We start from the raw sequence: 21,356 nt of genomic DNA on the forward strand, positions 1-21,356 counted from the left end.
GGGCCGCCCCGCTTCATCAGATGCGCGGCCCGCGCAGAATCAGGTCCGCCACGCGGGAGGCGGCGCGGCCGTCGTCCAGATGGCAGAAGGCGGCCCGGAAGGCGTCGTAGGCCGCGCCGTGCGGCCGCACCGCGGCGGCCGGGTCGCGCAGCGCCGCGATCAGCTCGGGCGTGGTCGACAGCAGCGGTCCCGGCGCCTGGGCCTCGAAGTCGAAGGTGAAGCCGCGCAGGGTGTCGCGCATATGGGCGAGGTCGGGGGTGTGCAGCAGGATCGGGCGGCCGGTGACGGCGAAGTCCGCGAGCACCGAGGAGTAGTCGGTGACCAGCACGTCGGCGGCGAGCAGCAGTTCCGCCAGGTCCGGGTGGCCCGACACGTCGCGGACGAAGCCGCCGGCGCCCGGCACGGTGTCGGCGACCAGCGGGTGCGCGCGGACCAGCAGCACATGGGTGCCGCCCAGTTCCGCCTCCAGCGCCGCGAGGTCGGCGGTCAGGTGCAGCCGCTGGTGGGCGGCGTCGTAGGCCTCGTCGTCGCGTACGGTCGGCGCGTAGAGCACCACCGTGCGCCCCGGCGGCAGGCCGAGCCTGGCGCGTACGTCCTCGGCGATCTTGTCGCGGTCCTCGCCGCTGAGCAGGTCGTTGCGCGGCAGCCCGGTCTCGGCGACCTCGCCGGCGAAGGCCAGGGCGCGGCGCAGCGCCGGGGTGGACTGCGCGTTGGGCGACAGCAGGACGGTCCACTGGCCGCCGCGCAGCGGCTGCGGCCACATGTGGGTGAGGTCGGCGCACAGGGTGCCCGCCAGGTCCTGGCCGAAGCGCTTGACGGGGGTGCCGCGCCAGGTCTGCACGACGTGCTGGCCGTCCCTGCGGTGGAAGAAGCCGGGCAGGTGGCTGTTGGTGACGATGTGCCGGCTGCGGGCCAGCGCCTCGTACCAGGCGTGGCTGCCGAGCACCACGGACCGCGCGGCGGCCGGCACCGCCGTCGTACGGTCCGCGACGACCCACACGTGGTCCAGGGCGGCGCCGCGCCGCACCAGTTCGTCGTGGACGGCGCGCGGCGAGTCGTCGCAGCGGCGGCCGTCGAAGCTGCTGTAGAGGACGCTGTCGGTGAGCTGGCGGCGGGCCAGCACCGGGTAGCGGCGCTCGCGCAGCATCCGCTGCCGGTACGGTCCGCGGTCCGCGGCGGGGACGGCGGAGCCCGCGGCCACGAACAGGTGGTCGTGGAAGCGGCGGTCCAGTCGTAGCGGCCGTGTCCCGTCCACCGGCGCGGGCTCCAGCGGCAGTTGGGCCATCGCGGCGGGTGCGACCCGCACGGGCGTGTCCGTGCCGCCGGCCCGCAGGTGCAGATACCAGCGCCCGGCGTGCGGCAGCGCCCCGACGTCCACGGCGGCCGAGAACCGGCAGCCCTCCGCGTCGGCCACGACCTCCGACCCGGTCTCGGCGCCGTACGTGCCGTGCCGCAGCATCAGCCGGACGCCCTCGGCGGCCGCGCCCGGGGGCAGTTCGCCGGAGACCAGGAGGTGGCCGTCCGGGGTGAAGGACAGGTTGTCGGCGACGGCCTGGGGGGTGCGGTCGCGCAGCACGAGGTTGCCGGCCGCCGTGCCCTCGACGGAGAGTTCGCGGGGCCGGCGGTCGCCGAGGCGGTCGTCAGGGGGGAGGGGGTATCGGCCGGCGGGGAGGTCGCGGTCGAGGCTGACGCGGGCGTGGCCGCCGTCGGGGAAGAGGGCCTCGGCCGTCCAGGTCGCCGTCGTCTCGGGGGCGACCTCCTTCGGCAGCCCCGCCATCGGGGGCCGGGCACCGCCCAGCGCGGCGAGCGGGACGTCGGCGGCGAGCGTGGTCCAGCCGCCGGCGGCCGGCTCGCCCGAGGGGGTCAGCGGGTGGTCGAAGGTGGCGCCCGTGGTCTGCTGGGTCAGCCGCAGCGCGACCGGCCGCGTGCGGTCGCGGACCGCCAGGTCCAGGTGGATCACGCCGTCGCCGGAAGGGCGGTGGGCGGTCAGCCGGCGGGTGACGGGCTCGACCGACAGGTGGAGCCGGCCGTCGTTGTACCAGGGCACCAGCCGGGTGTCGTCGTCCAGCCGGAAGGGGACGGGCGACGAGCCCGCGCCGGCCTCGTCGGGGCGCAGCGCGGCCGGGCGCACGCCGGCGGCACCGGCGACCACGATGCCCAGCCGCCACTGCGCCCGCTTCCAGCCGCCGTCGGTGCGCAGCCGGGCCGGGTCGACGGTGATCTCGAAACCGGACCAGTCGTAACAGTGGCGTTCCTGCGTCTGCTCGTCGGTGACGTCGGGGACCCGCACCGTGCGCACCGGCAGCAGCAGCCTGCGCCGCCCGCAGGTGGCGACGGCGGTCTTGAGCGAGGAGCGCTTGGTGCGGGCGTCGACGTTGCGGATGTACGCGTATCCCTTGAGCACCAGCTTGCCGTCGCGCCACTCCAGGTCCCGCAGCCGGGCGACGACCGGCAGGTCGGTGGTGCCGGTCGCGGTCGCCGCCCGGGACAGCCGCACCGGTGAGCCGTCGGGGCGTACGACGACGGCCCGCTTGCGCAGCGGCAGCCCGGCGAGGTCGAAGACGGTGCGCCCGCCGTGCTGTTCGTGGCCCAGCACCGTCAGCAGGTCGTCGAGCCGGCCCTCCCTGATCAGCTCCCAGCGCAGCCGCAGCTCCACTGGCAGCCCGGGGTAAAGAGCGGGGTCGACGCGGCTGAGGTAGTCGCCCGCGCGGTCCATGAAGACCCGGTGGTATTCGGGTCCCGCCATCGGCAGGGCCTCGATGAAGTACAGCAGGTCGTCGGTGAGCACCGACCGGTCGTAGTCCCGCTTGTGCCTGCTCCAGCGGGTGTTGGCCGGGTCGGCGAGGAAGCGCGAGACCCCGTCGACGGCCGCGATCCGGTCGCGTACGCCCCTGACGTCGGTACGCCGCCGGGTGATCGAGCCCTCGCGGATGCGCCAGTAGTACACGTGCTCGTGCAGCACGTCGACGGCGTCGGCGAGGAAGTGCGCGGGGATCGTCAGCGGCGTGTCCTCGTAGAGCACGCCCTCGGGGAAGGCGAGTTCGTGCTTGTCCCAGAAGGTGCGGCGGAAGACCTTGTTCCAGGCCACCCGGTCCGACAGCAGGCCCAGGTCGCGGGTGATGTGGGTGCGGCTGACCGTCCTGGTCATGCCGCGGTGCTGCCAGGCCTGGCTGCGGCCCGCCGTCGTCAGCCGGTAGACGTTGCCGGTGGCGAAGTCCGAGCCGGACCGGTCGAGCAGGCCGGTCAGCTGCTCGTACGCCCGCGGCGGCAGCACGTCGTCGCTGTCGATGAAGGTCAGGTACGCCGTCGCCGGGTCGGCGTTGCGTGCACCGGTGTTGCGGGCGTGGCCGAGGCCGCCGTTGTCCTGGGAGACCAGCCGGAAGCGCGGGTCGCGGGCGGCGAACGCCCGCGCGATGTCCGCACTGGCGTCCGTCGAACCGTCGTCCACCATCACCACGTCAAGCTCTGCCAGCGTCTGCGCGGCGATCGACCGCAGGCACTCCTCCAGGTACTGCTCGATGTTGTAGACGGGGACGACGACGGTCAGGCGGGGCGTCATGGGGGACAACGCTCCTTTCTGGGCGGCGGTGGCAGACCATGCCGTGTGCTCAACTCGCCCCGCCCCCAGCGGTCACCGAAGGTAGGCCGAACGAGCGACACGACCCCCGGATCGACAGAGCGTGCGCGGCCAATTACCCTCGGACGTTATCCCGTGCCGGTAACCACCGATGTGTCCAGGATGGTCATGCCCCGTTTCAGCGTCGTCGTTCCCGCCCACCGCGCGCAGGGCTTCCTGCGCCCCTGCCTGGAGTCCGTCCTCGACCAGTCCGGCGGCGACGTCGAGGTGATCGCGGTGGACGACGCCTCCCCCGACGCGTGCGGCGCGATCATCGCCGACCTCGCCGCCGCCGACCAGCGCGTCGTACCGGTGCGCCTGGACCGCACCGGCGGCACCGGGAAGGCCAGGGACGCCGGCGCCGCCCGCGCCACCGGCGACTACCTGCTCTTCCTCGACGCCGACGACCTCATGGCACCCGGCACCCTCGCCGCCCTCGCCGCCCGGCTCACCCGCACCGGCGACCCCGACGTGCTGCTGTACGACCACGAGCGCTTCACCGTGTGGGAGAACGTCCAGGAAAGCGGCGACGGCGACTTCCTGGCCGCCGCGGGCACCCGCGTCTTCACCGCCGCCGACCTCCCCGACTGCCTGGCCTGCTACCCCGCCGCCTGGAACCGCGCGGTGCGCAGGGACCTCTGGACCTCACACGCCTTCACCTTCGGCGACGCCCCCTACGCCGACATCACCGTCGCCACCCGGGTGCTCACCGCCGCGCCGCGCATCGCCTGCCTCGACCGGGTGTGCGTCCGCTGGCGCAGGCGCCGCTCCGGCAGCCTCACCACCACCCGCGGCGCCCACCACCTGGCCGTCATCGACCGCTACGCCGAGCTGTTCGCCGACCCCGACCTGCCCGGGGACGCCGGGCGGGCCGCGCTCTACGGCCAGATGGCCGCGATGCTGATGGCCGTCGGCGAGGACCGGCTCACCCCCGAGGCCACCCCCGACTTCGTCCGCCGGGCGGGCCGGCTGCTCACCGAGCACCGCCCGGCCGGCTGGGCCGCCCCCGAGCCGAACGAGGCCCGCTGGGTCAGGGCCGCGGGCACCGGCTCCTACGGCCGCTACCGCGCCGCCCTGGGCGCGCGGGCCGCCGCCATGCACCTCGCCAAGAAGGCCAGGGCCCGCAGGAACGGCCTGGCCCGCGCCCTCTTCCAGCGCTACTACCGGATGCGGCTGCGCCGCCCCGTCGACCCGGACCTGGTCCTCTACGCGGCCTACTGGAACCGCGGGGTGTCCTGCAACCCCGCCGCGATCTACCGCAAGGCCGCGGAGATCGCCCCCCACCTGCGCGGCGTCTGGGTCGTCAACAAACGCGACCGGGACGCGCTGCCGCCCGGCGTCGACCACGTCATCGTCAACTCCCGCCGCTACTGGGACGTCCTGGCCAGGGCCGGCTACCTCGTCAACAACGCGAACTTCACCGGCAACGTGGTCAAGCGGCCCGAGCAGACGTACGTCCAGACGCACCACGGCACACCGCTCAAGCACATGGGCATGGACCTGCGGGCGCGGCCCGCCGTCGGCAAGGGCATGAGCTTCGGCCGGCTCCTCGACCACGCCGACCAGTGGGACTACTCCCTGGTCTCCAACCAGCACTCGGCGGAGGTCTTCGACCGGGTCTACCCCAGCGGCTACCGCACCCTGCCCACCGGCTACCCCCGCAACGACGTCTTCTACACCTCAGGACCCGACGACGTCCGCCGCGCCCGCCAGGCCCTCGGCATCGCCCCCGGCACGACGGCGATCCTCTACGCCCCCACCCACCGGGACTACCAGCGGGAGTTCGTCCTCCCGCTGGACCTGGAACGCCTGGCCCGCGAACTCGGCCCCGGCTACACGCTGCTCGTGCGGGCCCACTACTTCTATGGGCAGAGCCCGCAGCTCGAAGCGCTGCACGCGGCCGGCGCCGTCGTGGACGTCTCCGGGCACCCTTGCGTGGAGGAGCTGTGCCTCGCGTCCGACGCGCTGGTCACCGACTTCTCGTCGCTCATGTTCGACTACGCCAACCTCGACCGGCCGATCGTGATCCACGCGGCCGACTGGGCGGCCTACCGGGCCGCCCGGGGCGTCTACTTCGACCTGCTGTCGGGGCGGCCCGGCGAGACGCCGGGGGCTGTCGCCGCCGACGAGGTGTCCCTGGCCGAGCTCTTCCGCGGCGGCGCGTGGGACGACGGCCCGGCCAATGCCCTGCGGGCGGCTTTTCGGGAACGCTTCTGCGGCTACGACGACGGGCTTGCCGCTGAGCGGGTCGTCCGCCGCGTCTTCCTCCACGAGGAGCCGCTGGTCCCCTACCGCCCCCTCCCGGACCGCCGCCCGGCCCCGTCCCCCGCCTCCCTGACCACCCCGGCCCCCGCGGTCCCCACGCTCTGACCCCGCCCACAGCTCCGCTGGGCGGGTGGCCCTCTGCGCGGAGGGTGAGCGTTTTCAGGGGCACGGGGAACTGCGAGCCAAGCCACGGCGCAACCGCCGGCAAGGGACGCACCCCAGGGGCAGATGGTCACGGCAGGGGACGCGCGGCCGGCCGATCGGCAGGGGTGGCCTGCGGCGCAGCCGCTGGGTGGCGGTCGGGGAGGGGGGTGACGGCCGGCAGGCCGCCCTCCTCGCGGAGGAACACGCGGCGGACCACCCGCTCCGCCGCGTGACCGTCGTCGTAGGGGCAGAAGCGCGCGCGGAAAGCGGCGCGGAGCTGGTCGGAGCGGGGGCCGGCCCACGACCCGGTGGCCAGGATGTCGGTGAGTTCGGACTGGGTCCGGGCGACGAGCCCGGGAGGGTGCGCGGTGACGTCGAAGTACGCGCCGCGGGTGGCGCGGTAGGTGTCCCAGTCGGAGACGTGGAGCACGATCGGCCGGTCCAGGCCGGCGTAGTCGAACATCAGTGACGAGTAGTCGGTGATCAGGCCGTCGGAGGCCAGGCACAGCTCCTCCGCGGAAGGGTGCGCGGAGACGTCGATGACGCGCGGGTGGCCGGCGCCGCCCGGGGTGCCCGGCGGGTAGAAGTAGTGCGTCCGCAGCAGCAGGACCGTTCCGGGGCCCAGCTCGTCCGCGAGGCGGGGCAGGTCGAGGGCCGGCAGGTAGCCGGACTGGTAGTCGCGGTGGGTGGGGGCGTACAGCAGGGCCGTCGCGGTGCGCGGGATGCCCAGGCTGTCGCGCAGCGCGAGGACCTCCTCAGGGGTGGCGCGGTGGAAGACGTCGGTGCGGGGCTGGCCGTATTCGAGGCAGGTGAAGGCGGCGGGGTAGGCGCGCTCCCAGACCAGGCTGGAGTGGCGGCTGGCCGACACGCTGTAGTCCCAGCGGTCGACGTGCCGCAGCAGGCGTTCGAAGTCCATGCCGTGCGCGGCGGCTGGGTGCTGGATCAGGTCCACGCCCATGTGCTTGAGCGGGGTGCCGTGGTGGGTCTGGACGTTGATCTGGCCGGGCCGCTTGGCGTAGCGGTGGTGGAGGTTGACGTTGCTGACCAGGTACGAGGCGCGGGCCATGGCCTTCCAGTAGGCGGCGGAGCCGGGTTGGAGCCGGGCCACCCCGGGCGGCAGGGTGTGCGCGTACCGCTCGGTGGTGACCCAGGCGGTCCGCATGTGCGGGGCGAGTTCGCGCAGCGCGCCCTCGACGGCGGCCGGGTTGCAGACGTAACCGCGGTCCCAGAAGGCGGAGAAGACCGCGAGGTCGGGGTCGAGCGGCCGGCGCCGCTGCACCAGGTAGTACGCGTACAGCGCCGCCTCGCGCAGCCGCCCGCCGGTCGCCTTGACCCGCCGCGCCGCTCGCAGCCGCAGCCGGTGGAGGCCGCCGAGTGCCTGGAAGGTGCGCCGGGCGCCGAGCGCGACCAGCAGGTAGCGCACCCCGCTGCGCCGGTTCAGCGCCAGGCCGAAGCCCTCGGGCCGCAGCCTGCGGTATTGCGCGCGGCAGCGCCGGAAGTATTCGGGGCGTGAGGACCTGGGCAGCCGGTCGGGCAGGGTGAAGACGGTCGTGAGGTGGTCGAGCATCCGGCGGAAGAGCACCGTGCGCCAGCGCTCCAGGTCGGGCCGGCTGTCGAGGAAGGCGAAGAGCAGGTCGTACTGCTTGAAGATCTCGAAGTGCCGCCGGCTGGTGGTGTGCAGGATGCCGCGCTTGCGGCGCTGCCGGTAGTGCACGCACACCTGGTCGAGCAGCGCGATGGTGTCCGCGGCCATCAGCAGCGGGTACGTCCACGGGGTGTCCTCGTAGTAGCCGGCCGGGAAGGTCACCCCGACCTTGGCGAGGAAGTCGCGCCGGTAGGCCTTGTTCCAGGCGACCATGATCAGCCTCAGCAGGCCCGGGTGTTCGTCGAGGGAGAAGACCTGCGGGTCGCGCTGGTCGAGCAGCGCGCTGAACTTGTTGCGTTCCGCCTCGCCGTTCCAGTACGTGCGGTCGTAGTCGAAGATCAGCAGGTCGGGGCGGCCGGTGGCGTCGATCCTGGCGGCGATGGAGTGCAGCGCGCCGGGGGCGTAGGTGTCGTCGCTGTCCAGGAAGAGCACGTAGTCGCCGGTGGCCCGGGCGAGTCCGGCGTTGCGGGCCCGGCCCAGGCCGACGTTCTCGGCCAGGTGCAGGACGCTGACCCGGCGGTCGCGGGCCGCGTAGGCGTCGGCGATCTCGCCGCTGCCGTCCGGTGAGCAGTCGTCCACCACGATCAGCTCGAAGTCGCCGAAGGACTGGCCCAGTACGGAGTCCAGGCAGGCGTGCAGATAGGCCTGCACATGATAGACGGGCACGATGACGCTGAAGCGGGGCACAGCAGCACATCCAGGTTCGACGCGGGGACTCGGGACACTACGACCACATCCGCGGGAAATGCGGCGTGTGACGCTGTATATCCTGCGAACGCGCGGTTGCCCCGCTGGTTACGCCTGGTGGCGTAGTGCGGCGCGAAGCCTTACGAAGCCTTTGGACACGAACGGCGGCAGCACGTTGAGCACCAGCCGGCGCAGCGGTGAGCGCCGCCGGACCGCGGGGGCTTCCGGTGTCGCAGGCGCTTTGACCGGCGGGGCCTCCTCGACCGGCGGCTCCTCGCGGTGGTGCCGGGACGGCGGCTGGGCGGGCAGCACCGCCCCGGCGCCCTTGACCCGCACCAGCTTGCCGCCGGCCACCGCCTCGACGGCGTGCCACAGGTCGTCGCGCCCGGCCAGGAACTCCAGCAGCTGCTCGCGCACCGGCCCCGGGTCGCCCCACGTGCCGTAGAGCTTGGTGCCGGTCACGCACACCGGGTTGAGCCCGCCGGTGGCGACCGCCTCCCAGACCGCGGCGGCCACCCCGGGGCAGTGCTCGGAGCGGTAGTCGTCCAGCGCCACGATGCCGTGCGGGTGCAGCAGCGTCCTGGTGTCCTCGATGTCGCCGCGTACGTGCTCGTAGAGGTGCGAGCCGTCGATGTGCGCGAAGCGGCAACTGGCGGCCTGCACCCGGTCCCGGACGAGCGACGACAGGCCCTGGATGACCGTCGGCAACTCGTCATGGAAGGACAGGTAATTGGACTCGAACGAGCGACGGGTGAGCGTCGAGTAGGAGTACCGCATCTCCGCGGAGTTCGCGTCGTCCCGCGCCGGGGAGTCGAACAGGTCGCAGACCGTGAAGGTCTCGCCGGACCGCAGATAGCTGCCCATGAAGATCGCGCTCTTGCCCATGTAGGCGCCGATCTCCAGCAGGTCGCCCGGCTCGGTCAACTCGCTCTGCCGGGTCAGGAACCAGTCGAAGAGCACCTGGTCGACGGGGAAGAACCAGCCTTTGACCTCGGCGAGGGAGGCGGGCGCGGGAAGCTCGTCGCCGGCCGGCTCCGAGGCGGTGGGGGTGAGCGTCATGGGGATCCGTTCGAACGGTGGGAGCCCCCGGTGCGGGCGGCCCCCGGCGGCGGGGGGCGTCAGTGTAAACGTCCCCCGCTGCCGGAATTGCCCGCCGTGTCACCCTGCCGTCGGCGTCGGCCGGCGCGCGGTCACTTCACCGCGCCCGCCATCACCCCGGACACGAACTGCCGCTGGAAGGCGAAGAAGACCGCCAGCGGGATCACCATCGACACGAACGCGCCGGGCGCCAGGATGTCGATGTTGTTGCCGAACTGCCGCACCTGCTGCTGCAGCGCCACCGTGATGGGCTGCGAGCCGCTGTTCGCGAAGATCAGCGCGACCAGCATGTCGTTCCACACCCACAGGAACTGGAAGATGCCCAGCGACGCGATGGCCGGGCCGCCCAGCGGCATCACCACCCGGAGGAAGAGCCGCAGTTCGCCCGCGCCGTCCAGCCGCGCGGCCTCCAGCAGCTCCCTGGGGATCTCCGCGAAGAAGTTCCGCAGCAGGAAGATCGCGAACGGCAGCCCGAAGGCGGTGTGGAAGAGCACCACCCCGGAGATGTCGCCGAAGATCCCGATGTCGCCGAAGAGCTTCGCCACCGGGATCAGCGCCACCTGCACCGGCACCACCAGCATCGCCACCACGGCGATGAACCACCAGTCGCGGCCGGGGAAGTCCATCCAGGCGAAGGCGTAGCCGGCCAGCGACCCGATCACCACCACGAGCAGCGTCGTGGGAACGGTGATCAGCGCCGTGTTCACCAGCGAGTCGGTGATGGCGTGGTTGTCCAGCAGGGTGCGGTAGTTGGTCACCGTCAGCTGCGACGGCGAGGTGAAGACCTTCCACCAGCCGCTGGTGGATATGTCCCCCGGGGTCCGCAGGCTGGACAGCAGCAGGCCCACCGTCGGCAGCAGCCAGAACAGGCCCACCACCAGCAGCACGACCCGCACCACCCCGCCGCCGGCCAGCGCCGCCAGCCGGGTGCCGAGGCTGTCCTTGGGCCGTACGGCCACCGGCCGCTCCGCTGTGTCGAGGGGCATCACCGGCCCCGCGGTCGCGTCGGCGCTCATCGGCGTCCCTCCTTGCGCAGCCGCCGGATGTTGAAGATCATGACCGGCAGCACCAGCAGCAGCAGGATCACACCGATCGCACTGCCGACGCCCTGGTCGTCACCGCCGCCGAACGACGACAGATACAGCTGCAGCGCCAGCACGTTGGCATTCTGCTGCGTGTTGCCGGGCGCGATGATGTAGACGAGGTCGAAGATCTTCAGCACGTTGATCATCAGGGTGACCGTGACCACCACCAGGACCGGTGCCAGCAGCGGCACGGTGATCCGGCGGAAGACCTGCCACTCGTTGGCCCCGTCCACCCGCGCCTGCTCCATCAGCTCCCGCGGCACCCCGGCCAGGCCCGCCGCGATCAGCACCATCGCGAAACCCGCCCACATCCAGATGTAGGACGCGATGATCGAGGGCGTGACCAGGCTCGGGCCGAGCCAGTTGATGCCCTCGTACTTCCCGGCGAAGTTCGACCCGGGCAGCCGCAACTGCGCGCCGACCGCCGCGGCGGGCAGCTTGTACGTGCCGTCCTTGCCGGACTTCGCCGACGCGACGACCTTGCCGTCCTTGACCGCCTGGACCTTCACCCCGGACAGCGCCTTCTCGCCGGGGTCGATCACGCCCGGCTTCCCGGTGCCGCCCGGCCGGAAGTCCAGCCACACCGTGCCGGTCACCGAACCCGGCTGCGCCGGTGCGGGCTTCGCGTCCCGCGCGCCCGAGGGCACCTTGTTCTGCGGGATGCCGATCAGCGGCAGGTCGGCGGGAGCCCCGGTGGCCGCCGTCGACTTCGACGTGAAGGAACCGCCCGCGGTCGGCCTCAGATCGCTGTTCGGCCGCGGTCTGGCCCCCGGGTAGGCGGCGTTGTCGGTGAAGGTGTCGTGCACCGCCACCACCACCGCGTTCGCCACACCCTGCGACGGGTCCTGCTCGTAGACCAGCCGGAAGATGATCCCGGCGGCCAGCATCGAGATCGCCATCGGCATGAAGACGATCAGCTTGAACGCCGTGCCCCAGCGCACCCTCTCGGTGAGCACCGCGAACACCAGGCCCAGCGCGGTCGCCACGGCGGGCGCGACCACCACCCAGACCACGTTGTTGCGCACGGCGGTGAGGATGCCGTGGTCGCTGAAGACCGTCCCGAAGTTCTTCAGCCCGATGAAGGCGCTGCCGTCCGCGTCGTAGAAGCTCCGCTTGACGGTGTAGACGATCGGATACGCCACCAGCGCGCCCAGCAGCACCAGCGCGGGCAGCAGGAACACCGCGGCCACCCACGGCCGGGTGCCCATCACACTGCGACGGGGACCGGATCCCTTTCCGGGACCCGGCGGGGGCGGAACGGCGGCGGCTGAACCGCCGCCCCCCGCCCCCGCGGTGGCACCAGCCACCTGTGCCGGGGCCACCTGCCTCAGCTCCCGTACGCCTTGGTGGCGTCCGCCTCCAGCTTGGCCTGCGCACCCGCCACGTCGGACGGCTTGGCGAGGAAGTCCTGGAGGTCCTTCCACTCGCCCTCGCCCTTCGTGCCACCGAAGGCCGCCGGCGCCTGGTCCGACATGTCGAACCGGAAGTCGTCACCCGCGGCGATCAGCGACTGGGCGATGTTGCGCTGCACGTCGTCCGGATACGCCGACAGGTCGAGCGACTTGTTCGGCGACAGGTAACCGCCGCCCTGCGCCCAGACCTTGGCCGCGTCCGTCGACGCGATGAAGGTCAGCAGCGCCTGCGCGCCCTTGCCGTCCTTCAGCGCCACGCCCACGTCACCGCCGCTGACCACCGGCGCCTTGCCCGTACCCACGGCCGGGAAGGGGAACTCCTTGGCGTCCGTGCCGACCTTCGCCTTGGTGTTGGCCGAGATGAACGCCGAGACGAAGTCGCCCTCGTAGACCATCGCGGCGGCCGGCGGGTTGGCGCTGAAGGTCTGCGTCACCGACTTCGGGAAGTCGGTGCCCAGCGCGCCCTTGGCGCCGCCCGCGATCAGGTCCTTGTTGCCGAACAGCTGGCCCAGTGTGGTCAGCGCCGCCTTCACCGACGGGTCGGTCCACTTGATGGTGTGGGCGGCCAACTGGTCGTACTTCTCCGGACCCGCCTGCGAGAGGTAGATGTTCTCGAACCAGTCGGTCAGCGTCCAGCCGTCCGCGCCGCCGATCGACACGGGGGTGGTGCCCGACTCGAAGACCGTCTCGGCCGTCTTCAGGAAGTCGGCCCAGGTCTTCGGCTCCGTCGCGCCCGCGTTGCTGAAGGCCGCCGCGTTGTACCAGATCAGCGACTTGTTCGAGACCTTGGCGTAGACGCCGTACTGCTTGCCCTTCCACGCGCCGAGCTTCTGCCAGCCCGGGGAGAAGTTCTTGCCCAACTGGGCCTGCGCCTCAGGGCCGAGCGGCTTGAGCCAGCCCTTGTCGGCGAACTGGTGCAGTACGCCGTTCTGCGCGAGGAAGGCCACGTCCGGCGGTGCGCCGCCCTGGATCTTCGTCCCCAGGAAGGTCGACTGGCTGTCACCCGTCGGCACGAACGTGGTCTTCGCACCGGTGCGCTTGTCGAACTCGTCGAGCACCTTCTGGAAGTTCTTCTGCTCGGGTCCCGTCCACACCGCGGCCACTTCCAGCTTCTGGCCGTGCAGGTCGGGCAGTTGCAGGGCGCCGCCGTTGCCGCTGGGCGCGGCTGCCGACGTCGTCGGCGTGTCGGTCTTCTTGCCCCCGTTGTCGCTGCCACCGCCGCCGCAGGCCGCGGCGCCCAGCGCCAGGGCCGACGCCGATACGACGGCGAGCGCTATGCGCGTAGTCCGGCGTGACGCGCTGCCGCTCGGGGCGATGTGCGTCTTACCCTTTAACCTGTGCATCTGGCATCCCCTCAGTCCCGTGGCGTCCTGTCCTACGCCCGGTGAACTGCCCCCGGCAAGGGCCGGTACCACCCGCTGCCCGCAATGTGACCACGCCGTGATCTTGGCTCAAACCTTAGGGGTCACCACCCGGCTTGCCCCTACCCCGGGGCGTTTGGATCTTCCCACCACTCCCCGCGGGGCCTGTCGCACCGACAGTTGCAGCCCACGACGGCTCGTCACCCAGTGCCCCGCGCCCCTGCCGGGCAACCCGGGGGCGCGGGAACGGCGCGGGCAACCACGACGCGCCCGCGGGCATGCAACGCACCGCAAGGGGCAGCGGCAGACCTCAGCCGGAAGCGGCCTCGGCCTCAGCGGCACGCTGCAACGCGCTGGCGAGAAGCGCGAGATCGGTCGGACCGTTCCCCAGCTCACGGACCTGGCGCCGGGCCGGCGGATCCCCCATCCGCTCCCACTCGAGCCCCACAACCGTCGGCCGCAAGGTCGCCGTGCGGGGGATGCGCCCGCTGACCCGCCCGGCCTGGAAGGCCGTCACCGCCCCGCCGGGCCGGCGCAGATACCCGCGTCCCGGCACGCTCTCGTCGAGCACGGCCGGGTCCTCGACGTGCACGAGCAGCGCCGCGGACTCCGTGTCGGGCATCCGCAGGGCGACCCGCAGCGGCGCCCGCTCGTCCGCGTCGGTGCCCGCCGTGCGCTCGGGGCGGCCGGTGGCGGCCACGAGGTGGACGCCGAGGCGTTCGCCGTCCCGGGCGACCGATTCGATCGCCCGGACGACGCTGCCGGCCGCGGGCCGCCCGGGGGCGCCGAGCGCGGGGGCCACGAGCGCGTCGAAGTCGTCCACGAGCACGACCAGCCGCGGCAGCGCGGGCACTTCCTCGGGCGGGGCCGCCGGCGGGCGCCCGCCCTGGTGCGGCACGGTCGCGGCGACGAGCCGCTCGGCGTGCCACGCGGCGAAGGCCTGCCCGTCGAGCACCGCCTCGCGCCGCTTCAGCTCCGCGCTGAGCGCCTGCGCGAACTCCCGCATCCGCACCGGGTCGGAGGCAACCAGGTGCGCGCTGACGTGGGGCAGGTCGGCGCAGCCGGCGAGCCCTTCGCCGCGGTCCTGCCCGGCGCCGTCGACCAGGATCAGCGCGAGCCGGTCGGGCCGCTCGGCGGCGGCCAGCGCCGCGGCGAAGGACCGCAGCAGCTCGGTCTTGCCCGCGCCCGGGGCGCCGCCGACGATCAGGTGCGGCCCCTCGGCCACGAGGTCCACGGTGACCCGGCCGCCGGGACCGGCGCCCGCCCCGGCCCCGAGCACGGCGACCGCGGACGGCACCGCGGCGGGCACGGCGCCCCATCGGGCGGCGATCTTCGCGGGGGTGGCCAGCGCGAGGTCCAACTCGTCCAGCAGCCGTACGGAGGCGGGCAGCGCATGCCGTGACAGCGCACCCGGCGCGTCCGCGTCGGCTTCGCGCAACGGCGCCAGCGCCCGCGCGAAATGCTCGGCCCAGGCGCCGGACACCGCGTCGAGCACGATCTCGTCGGCGCCGCCGGAGCCGGCGGGCTCCCCTGCGGGCTCGACCCGCAGGGTCGTCGCGACGTCACCCGACAGCCGGGCGACGACCCCGCCGTCCACGGCGGGCCGCTCGCCGGGCTCGGTCAGGCACAGCACGTGGATGCCGACGGCGGGACCCGCCGCCGCGATCCGCGCGACGGTCTCGCGCAGCGCGGCGGACCCGGGGTCGCCGTCGACCACCAGCAGCGAATACGGCCCCGGGTGCCCGGCGCCCGCCGGGCCCTCCTCGATCCTGCGCAGCAGCTCCGCGGTGCGCGCCTGCGCCTGGTCGCGGTCGAAGGCCAGCAGCAGCCGGCAGTCCTGGCCGCGGGAGGGGCGCAGATGCGGCAGCCAGTTGAGCCAGGACCACTCCTCGGCCCGCTGGTCGGTGGGCCTGGCCCGGTCCGCGCTGACCAGCACGACCTCCAGGGCGGTGGGGGAGTGCAGCGCGCACAGCTGGGCGAGCACCGCGCGGGCGAGGCCGGCCAGCCGCGGCCGCGGCCCGGCCAGCGTCAGCGCGGACGTGCGCGGGTCGCGCAGGTCCACGGTGAAGGGGACCGCGGCCAGCCGCCGGTTCCCGTACTCCGACGGCAGGTCGGCGGTGCCGAGCCGTACGGTCAGCGCGTCCGGGTGCCCGGGGGCGCGCTCCCACAGCCGCCTTCCGGGGCCCAGCGCCGTGAGCAGCACGGACGCCGGGTCGGGCCACCGCTCGCGCAGCGCCTCCGCCTCACCCCCGGCGTACGCCTCCTCCTCGCCCCGTCCCGTCCCGCCGAGCCGCCGCCTGGCCCAGGCCCCTATCGACCCGACGACCCCGCTGCGGCCCCCCGGTCCCGTCCCCGGCCGCCGCGCCTGCCCGGTGTCCCGCCGCCCACCCGTGCCGGGGCTGTCAGGGGCCGTGCTCCCGCGCCCCCGGGAACCGTCCGCCGGGTGCCCCGCGGCACCGGAGGCGTCGGCGAGTCCCGGCCCGCCGCCCTCTCCCGGGTGCCCCGCGGCGCCCGCGTCGTCCCGCGGTGCCGGGTCTCCGCTGCCGTCCTGGCCTGCCGTCCTGCCGTGCGCCCCGGGGCCGTCGCCTGCGCCCTGGCGGCCGCCCGCCGTGCCGGGCGCGGACGTCCCGGCCTCAGGGTGGCCGGCCGCGCCGGAGCCGTCCCGCGAATCCGCCGGGCCGCCGCCGTGGCCCGGCGCCGCGTGGCCCTCGCGGGGCGGGTTCGCGCGCCGGCCGTCCTGCGGGTGCCCCGCCGGCGAGGCGTCCGCCGTGCCGTCCCGGGGTGCCGGGACCGACGGTGAGGCGGGCGGCGGCCAGGGGGCGTCGCGGAGGGAGACGCGGAGGTGGCCGTCGGTGTCGGGGGCGGCCGGGAGCGGGGGCGGGGCGGGGGAGCCGGCCGGGTCGAGGCGGAGGGTGGACTCGCCCAGGTGGAGCAGCGCGCCCGGGGGCAGCGGCACCGGCTGCGGGCCGACCGCGCGCCCGCTCAGCGTCGTACCGTTCGTGGAGCCCAGGTCGGCGACGGTGAGGCCGCCGTCCGGGCCGAAGGCCACCTCGCAGTGCAGGCGCGAGACGTCCGGGTCGTCCAGCGGCACGTCCGCGTCGGCTGACCGGCCGATCGTGGCCCGGCCGCCGGGCAGCAGGTGGACGCCGCCCGCGTCGGGCCCGCCGACCACCAGCAGCCGGGCGACCTCGGCGGACGGGCGGCCGTACTCCCCGAAGCTGCCGTACTGCCCGTGGTCGTGCGGCTCGCCTGGCCGGCCCGCGGACGCGTGCAGCGACAGGACGGCGCCGTCGACGAGCGGCGGCACCCCGAGGACGGCGGTGGGCGGCACGCGGTCCTGGCCGACGTAGAGCGCCACCGAGGACCCGGCGGAGCGGCCCGGCTGCCCGGACCCCGCGGCCGAGGCGAGGGCGCCGGCCACCGAGCCGAGCACGGTGCCCGCGGGCGCCGTGACGAGCACGTCGCTGCCGCGTGCGGCCCGGCCGCTGCGCGGCCCGAGGACGGTCAGCCGGATCTGCATCTCGTCCGCGGTCCCTTCTGCCCGGGCACGCCGCGGAAGACCCCTCCCGGACCGCGCACGGGCGCGTTGACACTGACACCTACGGCGGCCGGCGACACACCGCCGGGACACCCACCGGCCGCGCGCCGCCGGACGGTGTCCGGCGGCGCGCGGCCGCGACCGGCAGGGCCGCCCCCGCTGCCCCCACTGGACCGTACGGGTGCATCCTCCCACCCGCCACCGACATCCCGACGCCGGTACCGCCTCCGCTGATCTTGTCCTGTCGGGGACGGGGCGGCCCACTGCCGGCGGCGCGGTGGGAAGTGACCTGATCCGGCCGGTTACCGGCCGGACCCGACCCGTATCGGAGCCTTGTCGCAGCCGTGTCGCGACCGCTTTCCGCCCCCTGTGTGCCGCAAATCGGCGCAAGGCGATCGGCTGGTGACCGCGCAACCACAGGCCGCCGCACGGCGTCCTACCCGGGAATCCAGGCGGCGCCACCCGGCCACGGTCCGCCGCGCGGCACTACGCTTGGCCGGAATCGGGCACCGGAAGGACCCGGTCACTACGGAGCAGGGAGAGCGTGACGTGCGGCCGGTAGGCAGCAAGTACCTCCTGGAGGAGCCGCTCGGACGCGGCGCCACAGGCACCGTCTGGCGTGCCCGGGTGCGGGACGAGGCGGGCACCACGGTCGCCGTCAAGGTGCTCAAGGAAGAGCTGGCCGGCGACCCCGACGTGGTGATGCGCTTCCTGCGCGAGCGCTCCGTCCTGCTCCGGCTGCGCCACCCGCACATCGTGCGGGTCCGCGACCTGGTCGTCGAGGGCGACCTGCTCGCCCTGGTCATGGACCTGATCGACGGCCCCGACCTGCACCGCTACCTGCGGGAGAACGGCCCCTTCACCCCGGTCGCCGCCTCGCTGCTGACCGCCGCGGTCGCCGACGCGCTCGCCGCCAGCCATGCCGACGGCGTCGTGCACCGCGACCTCAAGCCCGCCAACGTGCTGCTCGCCACCCTCACGGGTGAGGACGGCGACGAGCGGATGCACCCGATGCTCACCGACTTCGGCATCGCGCGGCTCGCGGACTCGCCGGGCCTCACCCGGACCCACGAATTCGTCGGCACACCCGCCTACGTGGCGCCGGAATCCGCCCAGGGCCGCCCGCAGACCTCGGCCGTCGACGTCTACGGTGCCGGAATCCTGCTGTACGAGCTGGTCACCGGGCGTACGCCCTTCCGCGGCGACAACGCCATCGAGGTGCTCCAGGCCCACCTCAACCAGCAGCCGCGCCGCCCCAGCACCGTTCCCGAACCGCTGTGGACGGTCATCGAGCGCTGCCTGCGCAAGGAGCCCACGCAGCGCCCGAGCGCCGACAGCCTGGCCCGCGCGCTGCGGGTGGTCGCGGCGGGCGTCGGCGTGCACGCCTCGCCCGCGGCGGCCGAGGCCGCGCTCGGCGTGGCCGCGCTGCTCGCCCCCGACGAGACCCCGACCCTGGTCCCCGGCACCGGGCTGGGCGGCGCGCAGGGCGCGGGAGGCGGCGATTCCGACGCCGATCCCACGCAGGTGCTGCCGCACGGGCAGGGCGGCTACGACTCGAACGCCGCGACCAGCGTGCTGCCCTCGGACGCGTCGAGCCGTTCCGAGCAGCCGGCGGCCGACAGCACCCGGGTCCTGCCGCCGGTGCCCGGCGGCGCGCCGCAGGCCGCGCAGGCGCAGGGCGGCCCGCATCCGTGGGAGTCGCAGCTCAGCGCGGCCCGGCAGCGCAACGACCAGACCGAGCCGCGCTATCTGCCGCCGGAGATGGACCCGCTCTTCCGCCGCCCGCGCCGCCAGCCGGGCCAGCCCGAGCAGGGGCAGGGCCAAGGGCAGGGTCAGGGCGGCCAGGGCCGGCAGGGCTACGGATACCCGCAGCAGTCGAACCAGCAGCAGCAACAGCAGCAGGGCGGCGGCCAGGGCTACGGCTATCCGCAGCAGCAGTCCGGCCCCCCGCAGCAGCCCCGCCACCAGCAGCCGCAGCAGCAGTCGGGGCCGCCCCCGCAGGCGTACGACCCGCGCAGGCAGCAGTCGCAGCCGCAACCGCGGCGTCACGAGCCGCCGCAGCGTCCGCCGGCCCGGGCCCCCGAGCCGCCCCGGCAGCACGAGCCGCGGCGGCGCAGCGCCAACCCGGTCAAGATCCCCGGCCTCGGCTGCCTCAAGGGCTGCCTGACGGTGATCCTGGTGATCGTCGTGCTCTTCGTCGTCATCTGGTACACCACGCCGCTGCCGCACTGGGTCGACAGCACCCGGAACCTGTGGGACGCGGCGTCGAGTTGGGCCCAGTCGGCGTGGGACAAGATCTCCTCGATCACCGGCGACTCCGGCGGCGGCCAGGGCAACGGCACCTCCGGTCTGAACAGCACGCCGGACCTGAACAACCTCCCCGACCTCAAGGGTCTGACCGGGCAGAACGGCAACTGAGCCCGCGCGTACGCCGCCCGGCGCCCCGCCCCCCGTCCCCCCGCCCGTACGCAGCCGGTCCGCGTACGGGCGCGGTGTCGTCGTGCGCCCGCTCGGACGGCGTTCCCCCGCGCTTTCAGATGCGTGTTCCGACACCCACCTTGGGGATTTGTCGACTTCCGAAGGGTGATTTCTCGTGCGGAACGCCCACTCACCGCCCTCGCACACCCCGAACGGCCGCTGTTCCGCGTAGCTTTGTCGGCAACGCTTGGTCGCCCACGCGACGGACCGCCGGAGGAGTCGGAGCAAGTCTTGGCCAGGAAGATCGGCAGCCGCTACACCGCCCACCAGGTGCTCGGGCGGGGATCCGCGGGGACGGTGTGGCTCGGTGACGGCCCCGAAGGACCGGTCGCCATCAAGCTGCTGCGCGAGGACCTGGCCTCCGACCAGGACCTGGTCGGCCGGTTCGTGCAGGAGCGCACCGCGCTGCTCTCGCTCGACGACCCGCACATCGTCGGTATCCGCGACCTGGTGGTCGACGGCAGCGACCTCGCCCTGGTGATGGACCTGGTCCGCGGCACCGACCTGCGCTCCCGGCTGGAGCGCGAGCGGCGGCTCGCCCCCGAGGCCGCCGTCGCCATCGCCGCCGACGTCGCCGACGGCCTCGCCGCGGCCCATGCCGCGGGCGTCGTCCACCGCGACGTCAAGCCGGAGAACGTCCTGCTCGACTCCGCCGCGCCCGCCGGCCCCGGCGGCGCACCGCCCGCGCTGCTCACCGACTTCGGCATCGCCCGGCTGGTCGACTCCCCGCGCCGCACCCGCGCCACCCGCATCATCGGCACCCCCGACTACCTGGCCCCGGAGATCATCGAGGGCCTGCCGCCGCGCGCCTCGGTCGACATCTACGCACTGGCCACCGTTCTCTACGAGCTGCTCGGCGGCTTCACCCCCTTCGGCGGCGGCCACCCCGGCGCCGTCCTGCGCCGGCACGTGACCGAGGCCGTACAGCCGCTGCCCGGGCTGCCCGCCGATCTCGAACGCGTCCTCACCGCCTGCCTCGCCAAGGCCCCCGCCTCCCGGCTCACCGCCGGCGAGCTGGCCGCCCGGCTGCGCGACCTGCTGCCGCGGCTCGCCGGCCTGCCCCCGCTGGACGTGGCCGCGCCCGGCGACACCGGCGAGCAGGGCGGCTACGGCGACGCCGTGCCCGAGCCGCCCGCGCCCGCCGCCGTACCGCCCGCCCCCGCCGCGCAGCCCGGCGACCGCAGGCGCGGGGCCGTACCGCTGGTCAGGGGCGCCGCCCCCGACTCCTCCCGGGACACCCACACCAGCATCAAGCTGCCCACCGCCGAGGAGCTGGCCGGCTTCGGCGGCACCTCCCGGGCCGCGGGCAAGGGCCGCGCCTCCGCGCCCGGCCGCCCCGCGAGCCCCCGGCACCGGGCGGTCTCCGACGCGATGCGGCAGCGGCGTATCCGCTTCGCCGCGGCGGCCGCGGCGGCGCTCGCCGTCGCCGGTATCGGCGGCTGGGGCATCGCCTCGGCCGGCTCCTCGGGCTCCCCGGGCCCCGGGAACTCCCGCGATGACACCCCGCCGACGACGGACCCCGCGCCCGACCACGTGACCGATTCGGCGGCCACCAAGGCCAGGGCCATCACCCCCGCCGCCCCGACCGCGGGCGCCGACGCCCCGCAGGGCCGGACCGGGCAGCCCGTCTCGCTGCCGCGCTGGTCCGCCTTCCAGGGCGTGCCCGCCGCCGGTGTGCCGCTGGTCGGCGGCCCGCGCGCGCTCGTCATGGACGGCGCCACGTACGTCTTCGCCCGCGGCCAGGACAAGAACGTCTGGTACGTCGTCCGCGGCGGTACCGGTTACGGCCCCTGGCACAAGCTCAGCGGGATAAGCGTCGCCGACGACCCGGCCGCGGTCTCCGCCAGGGCCGGCCGCGTCGACGTGTTCGCACTCGGCACCGACGGCCTGCTCTACCGCAGGACCATGACCGGCGCCCGCTGGAATTCCTGGACCCAGGTCGACGAGCGCACCCACTTCGACGCCGCCCCCGCCGCCGCCTCCTCGGAACCCGGCAGGATCGACCTGGTCGGCCGGGTCGGCGGCGA

9 protein-coding genes and 1 pseudogene are annotated in these 21,356 nt (G+C 74.3%); 3 read left to right on the plus strand and 7 right to left on the minus strand.

Annotated elements, in window-relative coordinates:
- Window positions 1-16: 16 nt before the first annotated feature.
- Entirely contained in the window at window positions 17-3,559 is a 3,543-nt protein-coding gene (locus tag BUE44_RS03365; RefSeq protein ID WP_073493534.1) for a bifunctional glycosyltransferase/CDP-glycerol:glycerophosphate glycerophosphotransferase, read from the minus strand.
- A 186-nt stretch (window positions 3,560-3,745) separates the two neighbouring features.
- On the opposite strand from BUE44_RS03365, the gene BUE44_RS03370 reads away from it, so the two are divergent.
- On the plus strand, window positions 3,746-5,986 hold the full coding sequence (locus BUE44_RS03370; RefSeq protein ID WP_073493536.1) for a bifunctional glycosyltransferase/CDP-glycerol:glycerophosphate glycerophosphotransferase: 2,241 nt from the start codon (window positions 3,746-3,748) through the stop codon (window positions 5,984-5,986).
- A 127-nt stretch (window positions 5,987-6,113) separates the two neighbouring features.
- On the opposite strand, the gene BUE44_RS03375 is transcribed toward BUE44_RS03370, so the two are convergent.
- From BUE44_RS03375 to BUE44_RS03400, 6 genes are all read right to left on the minus strand, one after another.
- A complete protein-coding gene (locus BUE44_RS03375) occupies window positions 6,114-8,357 on the minus strand; it encodes a bifunctional glycosyltransferase/CDP-glycerol:glycerophosphate glycerophosphotransferase (protein WP_073493538.1) in 2,244 nt (747 codons plus the stop codon).
- A 108-nt stretch (window positions 8,358-8,465) separates the two neighbouring features.
- A complete protein-coding gene (locus tag BUE44_RS03380; protein ID WP_073493541.1) occupies window positions 8,466-9,416 on the minus strand; it encodes a class I SAM-dependent methyltransferase in 951 nt (316 codons plus the stop codon).
- Between the two features lie 131 nt (window positions 9,417-9,547).
- A complete protein-coding gene (locus BUE44_RS03385; protein ID WP_079189456.1) occupies window positions 9,548-10,471 on the minus strand; it encodes a carbohydrate ABC transporter permease in 924 nt (307 codons plus the stop codon).
- The gene (locus BUE44_RS03390) at window positions 10,468-11,748 is read right to left on the minus strand and encodes a carbohydrate ABC transporter permease (RefSeq protein ID WP_079189457.1); all 1,281 of its coding nucleotides are present in this window, start codon (window positions 11,746-11,748) and stop codon (window positions 10,468-10,470) included. The genes BUE44_RS03385 and BUE44_RS03390 overlap by 4 nt, the downstream gene beginning before the upstream one ends.
- Window positions 11,749-11,867: 119 nt before the next feature.
- Entirely contained in the window at window positions 11,868-13,295 is a 1,428-nt protein-coding gene (locus tag BUE44_RS03395; RefSeq protein ID WP_073493543.1) for an ABC transporter substrate-binding protein, read from the minus strand.
- A 328-nt stretch (window positions 13,296-13,623) separates the two neighbouring features.
- The gene (locus BUE44_RS03400) at window positions 13,624-16,833 is read right to left on the minus strand and encodes an FtsK/SpoIIIE domain-containing protein (RefSeq protein WP_073493546.1); all 3,210 of its coding nucleotides are present in this window, start codon (window positions 16,831-16,833) and stop codon (window positions 13,624-13,626) included.
- A gap of 567 nt (window positions 16,834-17,400) precedes the next feature.
- Between BUE44_RS03400 and BUE44_RS03405 the strand changes: the two genes are divergently transcribed.
- Window positions 17,401-19,269, plus strand: coding sequence for a serine/threonine-protein kinase (locus BUE44_RS03405; protein ID WP_073493548.1), 1,869 nt, complete (start codon window positions 17,401-17,403; stop codon window positions 19,267-19,269).
- A gap of 291 nt (window positions 19,270-19,560) precedes the next feature.
- A pseudogene (locus BUE44_RS38290) lies at window positions 19,561-20,835 on the plus strand (serine/threonine-protein kinase); the annotation flags it as partial.
- Window positions 20,836-21,356 lie beyond the last annotated feature (521 nt).

Origin of the sequence: Actinacidiphila paucisporea, from assembly GCF_900142575.1 — a bacterium.
Lineage (GTDB): Bacteria > Actinomycetota > Actinomycetes > Streptomycetales > Streptomycetaceae > Actinacidiphila > Actinacidiphila paucisporea.

Excerpts from the sequence above, each read along its gene's own strand:
- BUE44_RS03365 (WP_073493534.1), bottom strand. The coding sequence starts at position 3,559 with ATGACGCCCCGCCTGACCGTCGTCGTCCCCGTCTACAACATCGAGCAG.
- BUE44_RS03370 (WP_073493536.1), top strand. The coding sequence starts at position 3,746 with ATGCCCCGTTTCAGCGTCGTCGTTCCCGCCCACCGCGCGCAGGGCTTC.
- BUE44_RS03380 (WP_073493541.1), bottom strand. The coding sequence starts at position 9,416 with ATGACGCTCACCCCCACCGCCTCGGAGCCGGCCGGCGACGAGCTTCCC.
- BUE44_RS03385 (WP_079189456.1), bottom strand. The coding sequence starts at position 10,471 with ATGAGCGCCGACGCGACCGCGGGGCCGGTGATGCCCCTCGACACAGCG.
- BUE44_RS03390 (WP_079189457.1), bottom strand. The coding sequence starts at position 11,748 with ATGGGCACCCGGCCGTGGGTGGCCGCGGTGTTCCTGCTGCCCGCGCTG.
- BUE44_RS03395 (WP_073493543.1), bottom strand. The coding sequence starts at position 13,295 with ATGCACAGGTTAAAGGGTAAGACGCACATCGCCCCGAGCGGCAGCGCG.
- BUE44_RS03400 (WP_073493546.1), bottom strand. The coding sequence starts at position 16,833 with ATGCAGATCCGGCTGACCGTCCTCGGGCCGCGCAGCGGCCGGGCCGCA.